Here is a 16828-nt window from a genome sequence, read left to right on the forward strand (position 1 = left end):
AGGACCGGGGTAATAGCCGCCGATTCCGCTGCTTGCAAGCGCTTGCTGCGCAGTTTGTGCGACTTTTTCAAAGACCTGCGCTCGGCAGCGCCAAAACCTCAGGCCATGCGTGGATCGGCGATGTCCTCGATCTCGAACTGCACCCCTCGACGACCGTTCCAGTCGTCCGCCTTCAGCCGTCCGACCAGGTTCAGGCCACCCTGCCCGGCCAGCAGCGCCTTGCCGCCAGGCAGGTCAGCGCAACGCCAGGCGATGGCCCGCACCGAAGCCCCGTCCGCCCCGACCAGACGGCATCGCACGTGGCCGCCGTTCATAACCGCGGGCTCGCGCGCCTGCACGCCTTCCAGGGCGAACAGGGGTTCAGGATTGGCGGGACCAAAAGGCGCCATCTGCTCGAAGGCGTCGAACAGATCCCGGGTCGCCGCGCCAGGGTCAATCAAGGCGTCCACCTCGACCCAGTCCTGAGCGACAGCCTCCGCCCGCTCACCCGACAGCCGGTCGTTGAGGAAGGCGCGCAGTTCGTCGATCCGGTCGGCGGCGACCGTCAGTCCCGCCGCCATGGCGTGTCCGCCCCCGGCGATCAGCACCCCGTCGTTCCAGGCCGCCTGCACGGCCCGGCCCAGGTTCATGCCCGGCTGCGACCGGCCAGAACCCTTGCCCAGACCGTTGATGGCGTCGACGCCGATGACCACGACCGGCTTGCGCCAGCGTTCGCGCAGACGCCCGGCCACGATGCCGACCACGCCAGGGTGCCAATCCTCGCCCGCGATCACCACCATAGCGGAATCGTCGTTGTGCGCGCCTGTCGCCTCGACCCGACGCACGGCCTGCTCGGTCACATTGGCCTCAACCTCGCGCCGGGCGATGTTCAGGGCGTCCAGTTCCTGCGCCAACGCCTTCGCCTCGTCAGGGTCGTCGGTAGACAGCAGGCGCGCGCCGAGATCCGACTTGCCGATCCGTCCGCCCGCATTGATGCGCGGCCCCAGGATAAAGCCCGCATGATTGGACTTGGCCGGCCCCGGCTCCGCCCCCGCAGCCGCCAGCAGGGCCTTCAGCCCCGGATTCTTCCAGTCCGACATGACCTTCAGACCCAGACTGGTCAGGGCCCGGTTGAAGCCCGTCAGGCCGGTCACGTCGCAGATGGCGCCCATGGCGGCCAGATCCAGCCACTGGCGGATATCCGGCTCGACCTTGCCCTCGAACAGCCCCCTCGCCCGCGCCTCACGATTCAACGCCGCCAGCAGGACGAAAACCACCCCTGCCGCCGCCAGATTGCCCTGACCCGAGTTGCAGCCCGGCCGGTTCGGATTGACCACGGCCAGACAGGCCGGCGGCTCCTCGCGCATCATATGGTGGTCGATGACCACGACCTTCAGCCCAATGGCCGCCGCATGGGCCACAGCCTCGTTGGCCGCCGCTCCACAGTCCACGGTGATGACCAGATCGGCGCCGCGCGCCTTCAGCGTGTCGAACGCCCGCGCACTGGGGCCATAACCCTCGGTCAGGCGGTCGGGGACATAGATGGGCAGCTCTGCATCCAGGGTCCGGAACCAGCGCACCAGAAGCGCCGCGCTGGACGCCCCGTCCACATCATAGTCGGCAAAGATGTGGATGCTGCTGCCCGCCTGCAGCGCATCGATGATGGCCGTCGCCGCCGTGTCCATGTCCATGAAGCTGGACGGATCGGGAAACAGCGCCCGCAGCGTGGGCCTCAGGAAGTTCTCGCCCTGATCCGCCGCCACGCCGCGTGCAGCCAGCGCCCGCGCCATCGGCTCATCCAGATCCAGCGCCTGCATGTGGGCGCGAATCGTCCCCGCCTCGGCCGGGCGCTGACGCCAGGCGCGGCCGGACAGGGAGCGCGAGACCCCCAGAAAGGCGGGATTGTTTCCACCGTCAGCCATGTAGAATCCTTGTCAGCCCGGGCATCATCCCGGGATTCTGTCGGTCAGACGACAGTGTGCGCTTTTCAGGGGCGCGGGCGGTCGATCGGCGGCGGCGCGGCGGCGCGGCGGCGCAGGCTTGCAGCGAAGGCCTCGACCTCCTCCGGCGTCTGGGCGCCGATGGGGGCCATGCGCGCGGGGTCAAAGCGGCGGCTGATCGATTCTACAAAGGCCGTCGGGTCGTTGTCCAGGGTCCAGTCGATGCCTTCGACCTGAGTCGCCAATGCTCCGCTGTCGGCATTCAGCGCCTGAACGTTCGCCGCCACCTGCGTCGGTTGCGGCAGGTCGGTCGGCGCGGCCGGGAAGTCGGCCCAGCGCGGATATTCCCGATTCGCATCCACCAACTGCTGAATGCGCGGGGCCAAAGGCGAGGCGGCGTCCGTCTGCGGGTCGAACGACCCCACGCAGCCGCCCGTGAGCAGCAGAAGACCGGTCATCGCCGGCAGGATCGTATTTTTCGACAGGAACACGTTCATTTCGACCCCGGTCATATGCCATCATCGTCCCAGGAGGAAGGCTCGCGGCCGAACGCGCGCCGGTTCCGGAGGTTCGCCCATGGCCAAGCGCCCGACCCAGGCTCCCCCTGCCCCGCTGGCGGTCGCCGCAGCGCCGCGCAAATCGGGGCGCCCGACCTCGGCCAAGCCCCGTCCAAAGAAGGCGCCGGCGTCTGATCCCGCCCCCGAATCGTCTGCCCGGCCCGCCAGCGCGCCGCCTCAGCCGCCCCAATCCGAAGCCGGCGATCCCTTCGCTTTCGGCGCCGATCAGCGCCATCTGCTGGAAACCCTGTCGCTAAACCTGGCCAAGGCCGCCATGACGGCCCAGTCGGCCATCGCCGAGGCCGCGCTTAGCCAAGCCGACCGCCCCGCCGCCCTTTCGCCGGACCCGTTCAACGTCGCCCCGGCCATGACCTCGGTCATGACCAGCCTGGCCGCCCGTCCTGAAAAGCTGTTCCAGGCCCAGGCCGACCTGTTCGGCCGTTACATGGATCTGTGGTCCACGACCGCCCGCCGCGCCATGGGCGAAGAGGTCGCCTCCGCCCCCTCGACCGACAAGCGGTTCCGCGATGCGGCCTGGAGCGAGAACCCCGTCTTTGACGTCATGCGTCAATCCTATCTGGTCACGTCCGACTGGATGAACGGCCTGGTGTCCAGCGTCGAGGATGTCGATCCGCGCGTGAAGCGCCGGGCCGAGTTCTTCACCAAGCTGCTGACCGACGCCTTCTCGCCGTCCAACTTCCTCGCCTCCAATCCGGCGGCGCTGAAGGCCTTGGCCGAGACCGGCGGGGAGTCGCTGGTGAAGGGGATGCAGAATTTCGCCGCCGATCTGGAGCGTGGCAACGGCAAGCTGAAGATCAGCCAGGCCGACTATGGCCAGTTCACGGTCGGCGAGAACGTCGCCACCGCCCCCGGTCAGGTCGTCTGGCGCGACGAACTGTTCGAGCTGATCCAGTTCGACGCCGCGACCGAGACGCAAGCCGCCATTCCGCTGCTGATCTTCCCGCCGTGGATCAACAAGTTCTACATCATGGACCTGCAGCCGGCGAACTCCCTGATCCGCTGGCTGTCGGCCCAGGGTTTCACCGTCTTCGTCTGCTCCTGGGTCAACCCGGATAAGGACAAGGCCGAGTTCGGCTTCGACGAATACCTGAACAAGGGCGTCTATCGCGCCGTCGAAAAGACGCTGGAACAGACAGGCTCCGATCAGGTCAACACCGTCGGCTACTGCATCGGCGGCACCCTCCTCGGCGCGGCCCTGGCGCATATGACTGCGAACAAGGACGCCCGCGTCGCCTCCGCCACCTTCTTCGCCGCCCAGCACGACTTCGCCGAGGCCGGCGACCTGCTGCTGTTCACCGACGAGCACTGGCTGGCCGAGATCGAGCAACAGATGGACGCAGCGGGCGGCGTCCTGCCCGGCTCCGCCATGGCCGAGACCTTCAACGCCCTGCGCGCCAACGACCTGATCTGGTCCTTCTTCGTGTCCAACTATCTGATGGGCAAGGCGCCGGCGGCCTTCGACCTGCTGTTCTGGAACGCCGACCAGACGCGGATGCCCAAACGCCTGCACCTCGACTACCTGCGCCAGATGTATGGCAAGAACGCCTTGGCCAAGGGCGAGTTCGAGATCGGGGGCCAGCGTATCGACCTGTCGAAGGTGACCATTCCGCTCTACTTCCAAGCCAGTCGCGAGGACCACATCGCGCCGATGAACTCGGTCTATCGTTCGGCCAGGCTGTTTGGCGGACCGGTGACCTACACCCTCGCCGGATCGGGCCACATCGCCGGGGTCATCAACCCGCCCAGCGCCAACAAGTACCAGCACTGGACCAACCCCACCCTTCCCGAGACGCTTGCGGAGTGGCAAGCGAAGGCGGACCAGCATCCGGGCAGTTGGTGGAATCATTGGTCCGCCTGGCTGTCTGACAAGTCGGGCGAACAGATCCCGGCGCGTGACCCGAAGACCGGCCCGCTCAAACCCATCGAGCCCGCGCCCGGCGCCTATGTGAAAGTGAAGTCTTGACGCGTATCGAACCCAACCTGCTGCTGGCGACCACGACCGGCATCGCCCTGCTGTTGCTGATCCTGACGGCCAGCGTCTTCGGCCAGCCGGGCGGGGCGTTGAAATACGGGATCATCGTCCTGGCGGTCGTCGTCGCCTTCATCCCGCTGAACGCCCTGCTCGCCCGTAAGATGGGCTGGGCTCGCCCGCCGATGATCCACGCAGGCGCGGCCTCCACCGCCGCCTGGGCCAGCCTGTTTCCCATGATGGTGATCATGTCGGCGGCTATTCCGGTCTTCTGGCCCGGCCACGACTACGGCCTGCTGGTCATCATCGCCAGCCTGTGGTTCGGCCTGACCGTGGAGTCGGCCATCAAGGCCCGTCAGGCGGGATGAGGCTTCCGGTCGTCGGCGTGGTGGCGAGTCTCCTGCTGGCTGCCAGCCCAGCCTCCGCTCAGGACACGCCGATCCAGGCCGACAAGATCATCCTGGTCGGCGATTCCACCACGGCGGTCGGCAGCGGCTGGGGCGGCGCCTTTTGCGACCGGCACGTCCTGTCGGCGCTGGCCTGCGTCAACCTGGGCAGACAGGGGCGCAGCACCTCGACCTATCGCGCCGAGGGATCGTGGGATCTGGCGCTGAACGAGATGGCGACGCCCGGCTATCAGTCGGTCTGGGTGCTGATCCAGTTCGGCCACAACGACCAGCCGGGCAAGCGCAGTTCCACCGATCTGGCGACCCAGTTCCCCGCCAACCTGCGCGCCTATGTGGCCGAGGCCCGCGCCCGCGGCGCTCGACCGGTCCTGCTGACGCCGCTGACCCGCCGCCACTTCAAGGACGGTCAGCTTCAGAACACGCTCGTTCCCTGGGCCGACGCCGTCCGCGATGTCGCCGCCGAGACTGACACGCCCCTGATCGACCTGAACGCCAGCAGCGCCGAACTGGTCCAGCGTCTCGGCGCGCTGGACGCCGCGCGCCTGTCGCCCGGCGCCCCGCCATCCGACTTTGCGCCGGCCCTGCTGGCCGGAAACACGCCGCCGACGCCACCCGCTGCGACGCCGCCCGCGACCACGCACGGCCGCCATGTCGAGGATTTCGACTACACCCACCTCGGTCCCGAGGGCGCGGCCGTCATCGCCGCCCTGGTCGCGCGCGATCTGATCGTCGCTGCGCCGGAACTGGCGCCGCGCCTCGTCCCATGAGGAGCGTCAGGCGGGCTGGAAGCGCAGCGCCACGCCGTTGTTGCAATAGCGCCGCCCGGTCGGCCGCGGCCCGTCCATGAACAGATGCCCCTGATGCCCCAGGCACCGGGCGCAGTGGTACTCGGTGCGGGCGATGCCGATCCGGCGATCGGTCTTGGTCCCGATATTGGCCTCGATCACGCGGAAGAAGCTGGGCCAGCCAGTGCCGCTGTCGAACTTCCACGCCGATTGAAACAGCGGCAGAGCGCAGCCCTTACAGACAAAGACCCCGCGTCGATGTTCGTTGTTCAGACGACTGGAAAAGGGCTGCTCGGTGCCCTCATGCCGCAGCACCCGCCACGAGGCGTCGCCAAGACGCCGCCGCCATTCGGCATCGCGGATCCGGCGAAACGGCGAAGAGGCCCACTGCCCTTCCGAAGCGTCCGCCGCCTCGGGCGCACAGCCGCTCAAGGCGACAGCGACGCCGCCCAGCAGCACGTATCGACGGTCGAATACAGCGTCCATGCCCCCTATACGGCGGCCGGGCGCTTTTGGTTCAGATCAGGCCCGTCGCTTCGTCCAGACCCAGCATGATGTTGAGGTTCTGCACCGCCGCGCCCGAGGCGCCCTTGCCCAGGTTGTCGAGCAGGGCGACCAGGCGCGCCTGCTCCCCGCCGCGATCGCCAAAGACGTGCAGACGCATCCGGTTGGTGCCGTTCAGGGCCTCCGGCTCGATGCCGGTCATGGCCTCGGTCTCGTCCAGATCGGCGACCTCGACGAAGCGCTGCCCCTCGTAGGCCTCGACCAGGGCGCCGTGCAGCCGTTCGACCGAGGGCGTTTCCGGAAGGGCCGAAAGATGCAGCGGAACTTCGACCAGCATCCCCTGGCGATAGTTCCCCACGGCGGGCGCGAACAGGACCGGCAGCGCCAGCCCCGTATGCAGGGTCATTTCCGGCACATGCTTGTGCTTCTGGGTCAGACCATAGGCGCGGAAGGCGGTGGCAGCGCCAGCCGCTTCAAACTCGGCGATCATGGCCTTGCCGCCGCCGGAATAGCCCGACACCGCATTGACCGTGACCGGATGCGTGCTCGGCACCAGACCCGCCCGCACCAACGGCCGCATCAGGCCGATGAAGCCGGTCGGATAGCAGCCGGGGTTCGACACCCGCGTCGAGGCGGCGATGGCCGCGCGTTGACCGGCGTCCATTTCAGCAAAGCCATAGGTCCAGACCGGATCGACCCGATAGGCCGTCGAGGCGTCGATGACCCGCACGCTCGGGTTCTCGATCATCGACACGGCCTCCTTCGCCGCATCATCGGGCAGGCACAGGATCACAGCGTCCGCGCTGTTCAGCGCCTCGCGCCGCGCCGCGGTGTCGCGCCGGCGGTCACCCAGCAGGATCAGCTCTAGATCCGTGCGCGCCTCCAGACGCTCGCGGATCTCCAGCCCCGTGGTCCCGGCCTCGCCGTCGATGAAGATGGTGTGGGTCATGGCGCTACTGCTCAAAAATCCGAACTGGGCTGCAGGTCGACTATGCGATCATCCTGCAGCCAAATCGCGTCAACAATGCTGAATATCTGATCGGCCAATGGGGTGCCGACCACCTCTTCTCTCCCGAGGCTCCTACCGACCAAGGAGTTCTTCGAGACCGGGCGATTAGTCGCGTCGATCACCCCGAAGCCGGGACCAGTGCGGCCCACGCGATACTCGAGACTGACGGCTACCCGCGCGCTCGACGGTGCTCCGCCCCATTCGCCGATGATAAAGTCAAAGTTGGCCCCATTCTCGTCGACATGCCCCTCAGTCCAGTGGACGAAGTAGCTAGCGAGAGCCCCGAGATCGTCTCTGGCATAGCCGTTGAGGGATCGCGTGGCCCGGCCGCAGCAATCGCAATGCGTGAGCGGGTGCTCGATGCCCTTTTCGATAGTGATCGGCATGATCTCTCCCCGGCAAAAGAAAAGGCGCTCCGGGTTTCCCCGAAGCGCCCTTGTATTCCCACTCGCGGTTGCGAGTTAGCGCTTCGAGAACTGGAAGCTGCGGCGTGCCTTGGCGCGGCCGTACTTCTTACGCTCGACGACGCGGCTGTCGCGGGTCAGGAAGCCGTGCGGCTTCAGGACCTTGCGCAGTTCCGGCTCAAAGTGAGTCAGGGCGTGCGACAGGCCGTGGCGGATGGCGCCGGCTTGACCCGACAGACCCGAACCTTCGACGGTGCAGATCACGTCGTATTGCGTGGCGCGGTCCGAAACGGTCAGCGGCTGGGCGATCATCATGCGCAGCACGGGACGAGCGAAGTAAACTTCCTGGTCGCGGCCGTTGATGGTGATCTTGCCGGTGCCCGGCTTGATCCAGACGCGAGCGATCGCGTTCTTGCGCTTGCCGGTCGAGTAGGCGCGGCCTTGGGCGTCCAGCTTTTGCTCGTAGACGGGCGTGTCGTTTTCGACAGTGCCCAGGCTCTTCAGGGCGTCGAAGCCGGTGGCTTCAGCAGTCACGTCGGTCATGCTCAGGCGCTCCGGGTGTTCTTGGGCGACGCCGACTTGAAGTCGATGGTCAGCGGCTGTTGGGCTTCATGCTCGTGGGCGGCGCCGGCGAACAGACGCAGGTGCGTCATCTGCTTGCGAGCCAGCGGGCTTTCCTTCGGCAGCATGCGCTCAACGGCCTTCTCGAGCACGCGCTCGGGGAAGCGGCCGTTCAGGACCTTCTCCGGGGTTGTCTGCTTGATGCCGCCCGGGTGGCCGGTGTGGCGATAGTAGACCTTGTCGGTGTTCTTCTTGCCGGTGAACACCACCTTGTCGACGTTGGTGACGACAACGTAGTCGCCCATGTCAACGTGCGGGGTGTAGGTCGGCAGGTGCTTGCCGCGCAGACGGTTGGCGATGAAGGTCGCGAGGCGGCCCACCACGACGCCTTCGGCGTCGATGTGGATCCACTTCTTTTCGACCTCTGCCGGCTTCATCGAAGCCGTAGTGCTCTTCAGCATATTGAGGGTCCTAAAGACGAACGGTGCGGCCCACTCCCATACAGGAATGAGCGGAAGGCGTGCTGATAGAGGGTCATCCACAGGAGGTCAACACCCGAACGTGACCCGCTATTAAGTCATCGCATTGATTTAAAACGACTTATTCTATATGGTATTAAAATACCCAACTGCGCCAAGCGCAAACGCCTTCCCCTCTTCCCGTGCGGGGGGAAGGTGGCAACCCAAGGCTGAGGGATGAGGAATCTCGCCACACACTAAAATAGCAAGGTCGCACAGTGAGAACATATTTGTTCTTGATTTGTTCCGGATTCATCCCATACTCCCTTCATGAAGACAGCGATGAAAGGACGCGGCGCACGCTCCAACGACTCGGGCCGGTATGAAGCCGACCGGCGCGAGGAATTCGACGACGGCTGGACGGATCTGGACGAAGCGGCCGCCCCGCTCCGCACCACCCTCTCGCCGGAACACGCCCGCACCATCATCGCCAAAAACACGAGTCCTGACGTCGGCTTCGATCGCTCCATCAACCCTTACAAGGGCTGCGAACATGGTTGCATCTACTGCTACGCCCGTCCGTCCCATGCCTGGATGGGCCTATCCCCGGGTCTGGATTTCGAGAGCCGGATATTCTTCAAGCCCGAAGCCGCGCGTCTGCTGGAACAGGAACTCGCCAAGCCCCGATACGTCTGCAAACGCATCCACATAGGCGGCAATACCGACCCCTATCAGCCGGTCGAGCGCGAGACCCTGTCCACCCGCTCGATCCTGCAGGTCATGCAAAGGTTCCGTCAGCCCTACAGCATCATCACCAAGTCGGTGCTGATCGCCCGCGACGCCGACATCCTGGGGCCCATGGGCCAGGACGGGCTGGCCTCAGCCATGATCTCCATCACCACCCTGGATCGCGGCCTGGCCCGCGCGATGGAGCCGCGCGCCTCCACCCCCGCCAAGCGGCTGGAGGCCATCAGTCGTCTGGCCGACGCAGGCGTGCCGGTCGGCGTCGGCTTCGCCCCCGTCATTCCCGGCCTGAACGACCATGAGATGGAGTCCATCCTTGAGGCGGCCCAGAAAGCCGGCGCCACCTCGGCCATGTATGTGACCCTGCGCCTGCCCCTGGAGATCAAGGACCTGTTCCGGGAATGGCTGGCCGACGCCCGACCCGAGCGGGCGGCCCGCGTCATGTCCCTCATTCGTCAGACACGCGGCGGCAAGGATTACGATCCCGACTGGGCCCAGCGCATGAAGGGAACCGGTCCCGTCGCAGAACTGATCGCCGCCCGCTTCAAGGCGGCGATAAAGCGCTACGGCCTTGATACGCTTCGCACGCCGCTGGACGTGACCCAGTTCCGCGTTCCCGCCGACATGAGGCCGCAACTGGAGCTGTTCGGCTAGACGCCGAACGGATCATCCAGGCTGTGCGACGGCCGAGTGAACCAGACCGGCCCCTTTTCCGTCGTGTAGAAGTGATCTTCCAGCCGGACGCCGAACCTGCCCGGGATCACCAACATAGGCTCGTTCGAGAAGCACATCCCGGCTTGCAGGACCGTGCGATCGCCGCGCACCAGATTGGGCGCCTCGTGGATATCCAGACCGATACCGTGGCCGGTGCGATGCGGCAGCCCCGGCAAGCGATAGTCGGGGCCATAGCCCTGCGCCGTCAGGTAGTCGCGTGCAGCGGCGTCCACCCCCTCGCAGGTCGCCCCAATTTGCGCCGCTTCAAAGGCCAGGGCCTGCGCCTGCTTCTCGTGATCCCAGACCCGGCGGAACTCGGCCGTCGGCTCGCCGAAGACATAGGTCCGCGTGATGTCCGAGTGATAGCCATCGACCAGAGTGCCGGTGTCGATCAGCACCACGTCATCGGCCCGTAACGCCCGGTCGCCCTCGCCGCCATGCGGCAGGCAGGTGTCGTCGCCGAACGAGACCAGACAGAACCAGGAGCCGCCCTCTCCGCCCAGCTGGCGATGCTCGGCGTCGATAAAGCGCTTGACCTCGGAGGTCAGGACGCCCTCCTTCAACCAGTCGCGCGTCCGACGCTGGACCTCGAGCGTGATCGCCTTGGCGCGCGTCAGCAGGGCGATCTCCGCCGTCGATTTGATGCTGCGCTGCCTGACCGTCAGGGGACCGCCGTCCGCCAGACGATCCTGACCCAACGCCCGCGCCAGACCCAGCCAGACGAAGGTCGCGACCAGTTCGTCCACCGCCAGTCGTCCGCCGGCAGAAAGGCGGCCCGCGACGAGAGCATATGGACTTTCGTCTTCTTCCCAAGTCAGGATTTCACCGGGAACGGCTCCCTCGACCGAGGTCAGTCCGCCGACCTTGTCCAGCTCAAAACGCGGGCAGACATACTCCACCCGGCCGTCAGCGTGGATCAATGCCCCGAGCAGACGTTCGGACGCATGCCAGTCGAGACCCGTGAAGTAGCGCAGGGACGTGGTCGATCCCAACAGCAAGGCCGCCATACCCTCGGCCTGCAGTCGGACCGCCAGGGCCTCGATGCGCCGACGGCGCTCATCTGCGCTGATAGGGTCCGCGAAAGGCGCGATGAAGGACATGGAGGTTTCCGGTGTCAGCGGCGGAAGACGCCGACCAGTTCGACGTGGGTCGACCACAGGAACTGGTCGATGGGCGTCACCTTCTCCAGCCGGAAACCCGTGTCGATCAGGATGCGGGCGTCGCGGGCGAAAGTCTGGGGATTGCAGGACACTCCGACGACCACGCCAGCCTTGGTCCCCTGCAACTGCTGGGTCTGTTCCAGCGCGCCCGCGCGTGGCGGGTCGAGCACGATGGCGTCGCAGCCCTTCAGATCGAAGGGCGACAGCGGTCGACGAAACAGATCCCGGGCCTGGGCGTCGATGGTCTTCAAGCCCTGAGCCGTGGAAATCCCCGCCCTCAGCCCGGCGATGGAAGCGGCAGAAGAATCCGCCGCCATGACGCTGGCCACCTCGGCCAGGGGAAAGGTGAAGGTGCCGGCGCCGCAGAACAGGTCGGCGACCTTCCTGGCCCCCCTCACCGCTTCCACCGCACGGCTGACCATGGCCGATTCGGCGGCGGGCGCGGCCTGCAAGAAGGCCCCGGGCGGCAGGGGCACGGTCGCGCGGCCAAAGGTGATGCGCGGCTGGCGCGCCATCACCAGAGTGTCGCCGTCCAGGCTGAGCCGCGCCAGATCGGCCTCGTGCGCGGCCGCGATCGCCCGCGCCCTCACGTCCGCCGTCAGTCCGCCCGACTTCTTCTCGACCCCGGTCACGTCCACATCCAGCCCGGTGTCAGTCAGGGTGACATGCAGGGTCGGCGCCGATTTCGGATGCCCCAGGAAAGGCGCCGCCACCTTGGCCAGACCCGGCAGGGCTGCGATCAGCGCCGGATCAGACACCGGACAGTCGTTCAGTTCGACCAGCCGCCACGAGCGCCGCGCCTTGAAGCCCAGCATGACCCGCCCGCCCGGACCGCTGCGCGCATGCAGCGCCAGACGGCGGCGGCTGGCTTGCGGCACGGCCACGGTCGCCTCGACTTCGGTTTCGATGCCTTCACGCGCCAGCGTCTGGATCACGACGTCGCGCTTCCACGCCAGATAGGGCTCGTCCGCCCAGTGCTGCATCGGCGCGACGCCGCACTCGGCATAGATCTCCGAATGGATAGGGAGGCGGTCGGGGCTGGCTTCGATCAGGTCGAACTGCTCCGCCCGTCCGTCCTTCACCTCGGCCGAGATCACTTCGCCCGGCAGGGCGCCCGGCACGAAGACAAGGCCGTTGGGCGTCTCGGCGATCCCGTCGCCCTGATGGCCCATGCGGGCGATGGTCAGCGTTTGCGTCATGGCGCGGCTTCTAACCTCTCCTGCGCCGAAACTGAAACCTGAACGAAGATGAACGCGCCGATCAAAAGCCGTTCAGCTTCGCCCCCCTATTTCTGGATGCAACAGACAGCGCAGCGAAGCCGTTCAGCTTCGGCATCTGTCACAGGAACACGAACGATGATCGGTCATCTGTCAAAAAGGGTTTCCCCCGCTGCTTTCGCCGCCGTCGCCGTGGCCGGTTCGCTCATGATTCCGGGCGTCGTCAGCGCCCAGACCTATGGTTATGGCTACCCCTCCGCATACAACACCTACAGCTCGCAGGGCGGCTATTACGATCCCTGCGTCAACGACCAGAGAACGCGGACCGCAACGGGGGGCCTGGTCGGGGCCACCCTCGGCGCCGTGGCTGGCTCGCAGCTGGCGGCCCGCGGGCGCCGCACTGAAGGCAGCGTCCTGGGCGGCGTGCTCGGCGCGGCCATCGGCGCCGGAGTGGGCAATAATTCCGCGGCCAACTGCGACACCCGCTATCAATCGTCCAGCTACGGCTACAACCAGCCCTATGGCGGCACATATGTCCCGCCAGCCTATGGCTACGACAACTCGGGCTATGATCGTCGCTACGACGACGGTTATGGCCGCGATTATCGCGAGTACGATCAGGGCTACAGCCAGCCCGCCCCGGATTATCGCTATCAGAACACCAACGACGGATGCCGGCTCGCCGAGAGCATCATTCGTCTGCCCGACGGTCGCAGCGAGACGCGCTATGTGCGCACCTGCCCCGACCAGAACGGCCGTTATCGCGTCGTCGATTAAGTTTCAGCCCCCCTGTCGATCGACGACGTGAAGAGGGCCGCCGGTTATCCGGCGGCCCTCTATTCTTTTGTGTCTAGACCCGGCGAGCCCACATCAGAAACTCGATGTTGCCGTCGCCGCCGGTGATCGGGCTTTCAGTCGTTTCCTGAACCGTCCAGCCGACGAGTTCCAGCCAGCTCCGAGCCCCCTCGACCGCCGCCGCATGGGCCGCAGGGTCCTTGACCACCCCCTTCTTGCCCGCGTCCTGGGGGCCAGCGCCTTCGAACTGCGGCTTGACCAGGGTGATCAGGTCCGCGTCCGGCGTCGCCAGGTCCAGAGCCGCCAACAACACCTTGGACAGGCCAATGAAGCTGACGTCGCAGACGATCAGCGACGGCGCTTCGGTAACGATCGCAGTCGTCAGATCGCGCGCATCCGTCCGCTCCAGATTGACCACGCGCGGATCGGCGGCGACCCTGGGGTGCATCTGACCGAAGCCGACATCCACCGCAAAGACCCGCGCCGCGCCGCGATCCAGACAGACCTCGGTAAAGCCGCCGGTCGAGGCGCCGACATCCAGAACCGTCCGTCCCTCGACCGCGACCGGCCACAGGTCCAGCGCGTGCTCCAGTTTCAGCGCCCCGCGCCCGACCCAGCGGTGGGCGGCGGCATAGCCGATCTCGGCGTCATGGCTGACGGCCTGCGACGCCGACTTGGCCGGCGCGCCGTCCACGGTGACGCCGCCGGCTTCGATCGCGGCTCTAGCCTTGGCGCGGCTTTCCGTCAGGCCGCGCGTGACCAGAAGCTGGTCCAGACGGACCTTCCTCATGCGCCCGCCATCGCGTCCAGACGCGCCAGGGCCGCCTGCAGCCTGACCTTGCCTTCTTCGGCCTCGGCCAGCTTGGCGCGCTGTTCGTCCACGACTTCCGGCGCGGCGCGCGACACGAAATTGGGGTTGCCCAGCTTCTTGTTCACGTGGCCGATGTCGCTCTCGAAGACGGCGATCTCCTTCTCCAGACGCGCGCGTTCGGCGGTCAGGTCGATGATCCCGGCCAGCGACAGCGCCGCCGTCGTCGAGCCCGACACGAAGGTCACCGCCCCGGCGGGCGCAGCGTCAGCCGAGTTGACCTCGGACACGCGGCCTAGGGTCAGCAGCAGATCGCGATGACGGGCGATGCGCTCGGCGGTCACGGCGTCCGGCGCGACGAAGGCCAGCGGCGGCTTGGCCGAAGGCGGCACGTTCATCTCGGCCCGCAGGGCGCGAATTTCACCGACCAGATCAACCAGCCAGCCGATCTCGGCCTCAGCGGCCCCGTCGATGAAGGCGTCCGGCAGGACCGGCCATTCGGCGCCGATCAGCAAGGACTCGCGCGCCGGCCCTTCCTTGCCCAGCTCGGCCCACAGCTCTTCGGTGATGAAGGGCATGACCGGGTGCAGCAGCTTCAGCGTCTGGTCGATGGTCCAGGCCGTCATGGCCCGCGTCTCGGCCTTGGCGGCTTCATCGGCGCCGTTGAACACCGGCTTGGCCAGTTCCAGATACCAGTCGCAGAAGATGTTCCAGACAAAGCGATACAGGCCGCTGGCGGCGTCGTCGAAACGACCGCCCTCGATGGCGTCCGACACCGCACGCTCGGCCTTGGTCAGTTCGCCGCGAATCCAGCGGTTGATCGTCTGCTCGACGGTCGCGGGATCGAAGCCCTCGACCCGCTTGGCCTCGTTCATCTGGCTGAAGCGGGCGGCGTTCCACAGCTTGGTGCCGAAATTGCGATAACCTTCAATGCGCTGTTTCGACAGCTTGATGTCGCGCGTGCCCGACAGGATGGCCATGGTGAAGCGCAGCGGGTCGGCGCCCAGCTCGTCGATGATGCCCAAGGGGTCGATGACGTTGCCCTTGGACTTCGACATCTTCTGGCCCTTCTCGTCGCGGACCAGACCATTGATGATGACGCGCTTGAACGGGACCTCGCCCATGAAGTGTTGGCCCATCATCATCATCCGGGCGACCCAGAAGAAGATGATGTCCGCCGCCGTCACCAGATCGCTGGTCGGATAGAAGCGTTCCAGATCCTCGGTCTTCTCGGGCCAGCCCATCGTCGAGAAGGGCCACAGGGCCGAGCTGAACCAGGTGTCCAAAACGTCCTCGTCCTGCGTCAGCACGACCTCGGAATCATAGTCCGACATCGCCTGCTCGCGGGCGTCCTCTTCCGTTTCTGCGACATAGATCTCGCCGTTCGGGCCGTACCAGGCCGGGATGCGGTGGCCCCACCAGAGCTGGCGTGAGATGCACCAGGGCTCGATATTGCGCAGCCATTCGAAATAGATCTTCTCGTACGACTTGGGTTCGAACACCGTGTCGCCCTGCTCGACCGCCTTCAGCGCCGGTTGAGCGAGTGTATGGGCGTCGACGTACCACTGGTCCGTCAGCCATGGTTCGATGACCACGCCCGAGCGGTCGCCGTGCGGGACGACGTGCTTGGTCTTCTCGATCTCGCGCAGCCAGTTCTCTTCCTCGGCGCGGGCGACGATGGCCTTGCGCGCAGCGAAGCGGTCCAGACCGACCAGATCGGCGGGGATTTCCGGCACGTCGTCGTTGGTGATGCGCGCAAAGGCGTCCATCACGTTCAGCGCGGCCAGACCGGCGCGTTTGCCGACGCCGAAGTCGTTGAAGTCGTGCGCCGGGGTGATCTTCACCGCGCCCGAACCCTTGGTCGGATCGGCGTAGTCGTCGGCGACGATGGGGATGCGACGGCCGGTGATCGGCAGGATCACGGCCTTGCCGACCAGACCCGCGTAACGCTCGTCCTCGGGGTGAACCGCCACGCCGGTGTCGCCCAGCATGGTCTCAGGGCGCGTCGTCGCCACGACGATGAAGTCGCGCGTCTCGAACTCGGTGGCCTTGCCGTCTTCGTCGAAGGCGACCGGGTGCTCATAGGTGACGGGCTTTCCGTCTTCATCAGGGGCCAGCGGATAGGCGAAGTGCCAATAGTGGCCGTCCTGCTCGCGCTGCTCGACTTCCAGGTCCGAAATGGCGGTCTGGAAATGCGGGTCCCAGTTGACCAGACGTTTGTCGCGATAGATCAGGCCGTCCTGATGCAGCTTGACGAAGACCTTGCGCACGGCGGCGTTCAGCCCCTCGTCCAGGGTGAAGCGTTCGCGCGACCAGTCGCAGCTGGCGCCCAGGCGGCGCAGCTGGCGCACGATGGTGCCGCCCGATTCCGCCTTCCACTCCCAGACCTTCTCGATGAAGGCGTCGCGGCCCATGTCGCGACGCCCGACATTTCCGGCGGCGGCCAGTTGGCGCTCGACCACCATCTGCGTGGCGATGCCGGCGTGATCGGTGCCGGGCAGCCACAGCACGGCCTTGCCCTTCATCCGGTGATAGCGGGCCAAAATATCTTGCAGGGTATTGTTCAGCGCGTGGCCGATGTGGAGCGAGCCCGTCACGTTCGGCGGCGGGATGACGATCGAATAGGCGTCGGCGGCGCCGTCGGTGGCCTTGGCGGCGCGCGGCTTGAACAGACCGCTCTCTTCCCACTGGGCGTAGAGGCGCGGTTCGGCGGCCTGAGGTTCGAAAGTCTTCTCGAGCATATTCATCTTCTTTCCCTAGCGCTCCGCGCGTGGCGCGTCGCTGCTTGAGGGTGGG

The 16828-nt window shown here is 66.4% G+C and carries 16 protein-coding genes; 5 read left to right on the forward strand and 11 right to left on the reverse strand.

The genetic code is table 11. The features are described from left to right. Positions 1–98 precede the first annotated feature (98 nt). Positions 99–1901 (reverse strand): single-stranded-DNA-specific exonuclease RecJ, encoded by a 1803-nt coding sequence (gene recJ / locus ACOZBP_RS03420; RefSeq protein ID WP_422675044.1) that lies wholly within the window; start codon positions 1899–1901, stop codon positions 99–101. 65 nt (positions 1902–1966) lie between these two features. Beyond that, a complete protein-coding gene (locus ACOZBP_RS03425; protein WP_422675045.1) occupies positions 1967–2431 on the reverse strand; it encodes a hypothetical protein in 465 nt (154 codons plus the stop codon). Positions 2432–2495: 64 nt separating this feature from the next. Between ACOZBP_RS03425 and phaC the strand changes: the two genes are divergently transcribed. From phaC to ACOZBP_RS03440, 3 genes are read left to right on the forward strand one after another with little or no spacing between them, the layout of a single operon-like run. Then, positions 2496–4460, forward strand: coding sequence for a class I poly(R)-hydroxyalkanoic acid synthase (gene phaC, locus ACOZBP_RS03430; protein WP_422675046.1), 1965 nt, complete (start codon positions 2496–2498; stop codon positions 4458–4460). Further along, positions 4457–4834, forward strand: a complete 378-nt coding sequence (locus tag ACOZBP_RS03435) for a hypothetical protein (protein ID WP_422675047.1) — start codon at positions 4457–4459, stop codon at positions 4832–4834. The genes phaC and ACOZBP_RS03435 overlap by 4 nt, the downstream gene beginning before the upstream one ends. Further along, positions 4831–5640, forward strand: a complete 810-nt coding sequence (locus ACOZBP_RS03440) for a rhamnogalacturonan acetylesterase (RefSeq protein WP_422675048.1) — start codon at positions 4831–4833, stop codon at positions 5638–5640. The genes ACOZBP_RS03435 and ACOZBP_RS03440 overlap by 4 nt, the downstream gene beginning before the upstream one ends. A gap of 6 nt (positions 5641–5646) precedes the next feature. On the opposite strand, the gene msrB is transcribed toward ACOZBP_RS03440, so the two are convergent. The 5 genes from msrB to rplM form a co-directional block, all read right to left on the reverse strand. Beyond that, positions 5647–6144 carry a peptide-methionine (R)-S-oxide reductase MsrB gene (msrB, locus tag ACOZBP_RS03445; protein WP_422675049.1) on the reverse strand — a complete coding sequence of 166 codons (498 nt, stop codon included), beginning with the start codon at positions 6142–6144 and terminating at the stop codon, positions 5647–5649. Positions 6145–6175: 31 nt separating this feature from the next. Further along, positions 6176–7111: an N-acetyl-gamma-glutamyl-phosphate reductase gene (gene argC, locus ACOZBP_RS03450; protein WP_422675050.1), complete on the reverse strand. Its 936-nt coding sequence runs from the start codon at positions 7109–7111 to the stop codon at positions 6176–6178. 11 nt (positions 7112–7122) lie between these two features. Then, positions 7123–7557 carry a hypothetical protein gene (locus tag ACOZBP_RS03455; RefSeq protein ID WP_422675051.1) on the reverse strand — a complete coding sequence of 145 codons (435 nt, stop codon included), beginning with the start codon at positions 7555–7557 and terminating at the stop codon, positions 7123–7125. 75 nt (positions 7558–7632) lie between these two features. Further along, positions 7633–8118 (reverse strand): 30S ribosomal protein S9, encoded by a 486-nt coding sequence (gene rpsI / locus ACOZBP_RS03460; RefSeq protein WP_422675052.1) that lies wholly within the window; start codon positions 8116–8118, stop codon positions 7633–7635. 2 nt (positions 8119–8120) lie between these two features. Next, entirely contained in the window at positions 8121–8597 is a 477-nt protein-coding gene (gene rplM / locus ACOZBP_RS03465; RefSeq protein ID WP_178827784.1) for a 50S ribosomal protein L13, read from the reverse strand. Positions 8598–8924: 327 nt separating this feature from the next. Here rplM and ACOZBP_RS03470 point away from each other — a divergent pair, with 327 nt between their 5' ends. Next, a complete protein-coding gene (locus ACOZBP_RS03470; protein ID WP_422675053.1) occupies positions 8925–9992 on the forward strand; it encodes a PA0069 family radical SAM protein in 1068 nt (355 codons plus the stop codon). Here the strand turns inward: ACOZBP_RS03470 and ACOZBP_RS03475 are convergent. After that, entirely contained in the window at positions 9989–11152 is a 1164-nt protein-coding gene (locus ACOZBP_RS03475) for a M24 family metallopeptidase (protein ID WP_422675054.1), read from the reverse strand. The two genes, ACOZBP_RS03470 and ACOZBP_RS03475, sit on opposite strands and share 4 nt — an antisense overlap. A 14-nt stretch (positions 11153–11166) precedes the next feature. Next, positions 11167–12411 carry a class I SAM-dependent RNA methyltransferase gene (locus tag ACOZBP_RS03480; protein ID WP_422675055.1) on the reverse strand — a complete coding sequence of 415 codons (1245 nt, stop codon included), beginning with the start codon at positions 12409–12411 and terminating at the stop codon, positions 11167–11169. 156 nt (positions 12412–12567) lie between these two features. Here ACOZBP_RS03480 and ACOZBP_RS03485 point away from each other — a divergent pair, with 156 nt between their 5' ends. Further along, positions 12568–13206 (forward strand): glycine zipper 2TM domain-containing protein, encoded by a 639-nt coding sequence (locus tag ACOZBP_RS03485; protein ID WP_422675056.1) that lies wholly within the window; start codon positions 12568–12570, stop codon positions 13204–13206. 73 nt (positions 13207–13279) lie between these two features. Here the strand turns inward: ACOZBP_RS03485 and ACOZBP_RS03490 are convergent, their stop codons facing one another. Together ACOZBP_RS03490 and ACOZBP_RS03495 are read right to left on the reverse strand one after the other, a co-directional pair. Continuing rightward, positions 13280–14014 carry a TlyA family RNA methyltransferase gene (locus ACOZBP_RS03490; RefSeq protein WP_422675057.1) on the reverse strand — a complete coding sequence of 245 codons (735 nt, stop codon included), beginning with the start codon at positions 14012–14014 and terminating at the stop codon, positions 13280–13282. Next, positions 14011–16773 (reverse strand): valine--tRNA ligase, encoded by a 2763-nt coding sequence (locus tag ACOZBP_RS03495; RefSeq protein ID WP_422675058.1) that lies wholly within the window; start codon positions 16771–16773, stop codon positions 14011–14013. The genes ACOZBP_RS03490 and ACOZBP_RS03495 overlap by 4 nt, the downstream gene beginning before the upstream one ends. Positions 16774–16828: the final 55 nt, after the last annotated feature.

The organism is Brevundimonas sp. NPDC058933 (assembly GCF_049315965.1).
GTDB lineage: Bacteria > Pseudomonadota > Alphaproteobacteria > Caulobacterales > Caulobacteraceae > Brevundimonas.

Bases quoted from the DNA above. Each gene is read 5' to 3' on its own strand.
- ACOZBP_RS03490 (WP_422675057.1), bottom strand. From the start codon at position 14,014: ATGAGGAAGGTCCGTCTGGACCAGCTTCTGGTCACGCGCGGCCTGACG.
- msrB (WP_422675049.1), bottom strand. From the start codon at position 6,144: ATGGACGCTGTATTCGACCGTCGATACGTGCTGCTGGGCGGCGTCGCT.
- ACOZBP_RS03495 (WP_422675058.1), bottom strand. From the start codon at position 16,773: ATGCTCGAGAAGACTTTCGAACCTCAGGCCGCCGAACCGCGCCTCTAC.
- rpsI (WP_422675052.1), bottom strand. From the start codon at position 8,118: ATGACCGACGTGACTGCTGAAGCCACCGGCTTCGACGCCCTGAAGAGC.
- recJ (WP_422675044.1), bottom strand. From the start codon at position 1,901: ATGGCTGACGGTGGAAACAATCCCGCCTTTCTGGGGGTCTCGCGCTCC.
- ACOZBP_RS03470 (WP_422675053.1), top strand. From the start codon at position 8,925: ATGAAGACAGCGATGAAAGGACGCGGCGCACGCTCCAACGACTCGGGC.
- ACOZBP_RS03480 (WP_422675055.1), bottom strand. From the start codon at position 12,411: ATGACGCAAACGCTGACCATCGCCCGCATGGGCCATCAGGGCGACGGG.
- rplM (WP_178827784.1), bottom strand. From the start codon at position 8,597: ATGCTGAAGAGCACTACGGCTTCGATGAAGCCGGCAGAGGTCGAAAAG.
- ACOZBP_RS03485 (WP_422675056.1), top strand. From the start codon at position 12,568: ATGATCGGTCATCTGTCAAAAAGGGTTTCCCCCGCTGCTTTCGCCGCC.
- ACOZBP_RS03475 (WP_422675054.1), bottom strand. From the start codon at position 11,152: ATGTCCTTCATCGCGCCTTTCGCGGACCCTATCAGCGCAGATGAGCGC.
- phaC (WP_422675046.1), top strand. From the start codon at position 2,496: ATGGCCAAGCGCCCGACCCAGGCTCCCCCTGCCCCGCTGGCGGTCGCC.
- ACOZBP_RS03455 (WP_422675051.1), bottom strand. From the start codon at position 7,557: ATGCCGATCACTATCGAAAAGGGCATCGAGCACCCGCTCACGCATTGC.
- argC (WP_422675050.1), bottom strand. From the start codon at position 7,111: ATGACCCACACCATCTTCATCGACGGCGAGGCCGGGACCACGGGGCTG.
- ACOZBP_RS03440 (WP_422675048.1), top strand. From the start codon at position 4,831: ATGAGGCTTCCGGTCGTCGGCGTGGTGGCGAGTCTCCTGCTGGCTGCC.
- ACOZBP_RS03425 (WP_422675045.1), bottom strand. From the start codon at position 2,431: ATGACCGGGGTCGAAATGAACGTGTTCCTGTCGAAAAATACGATCCTG.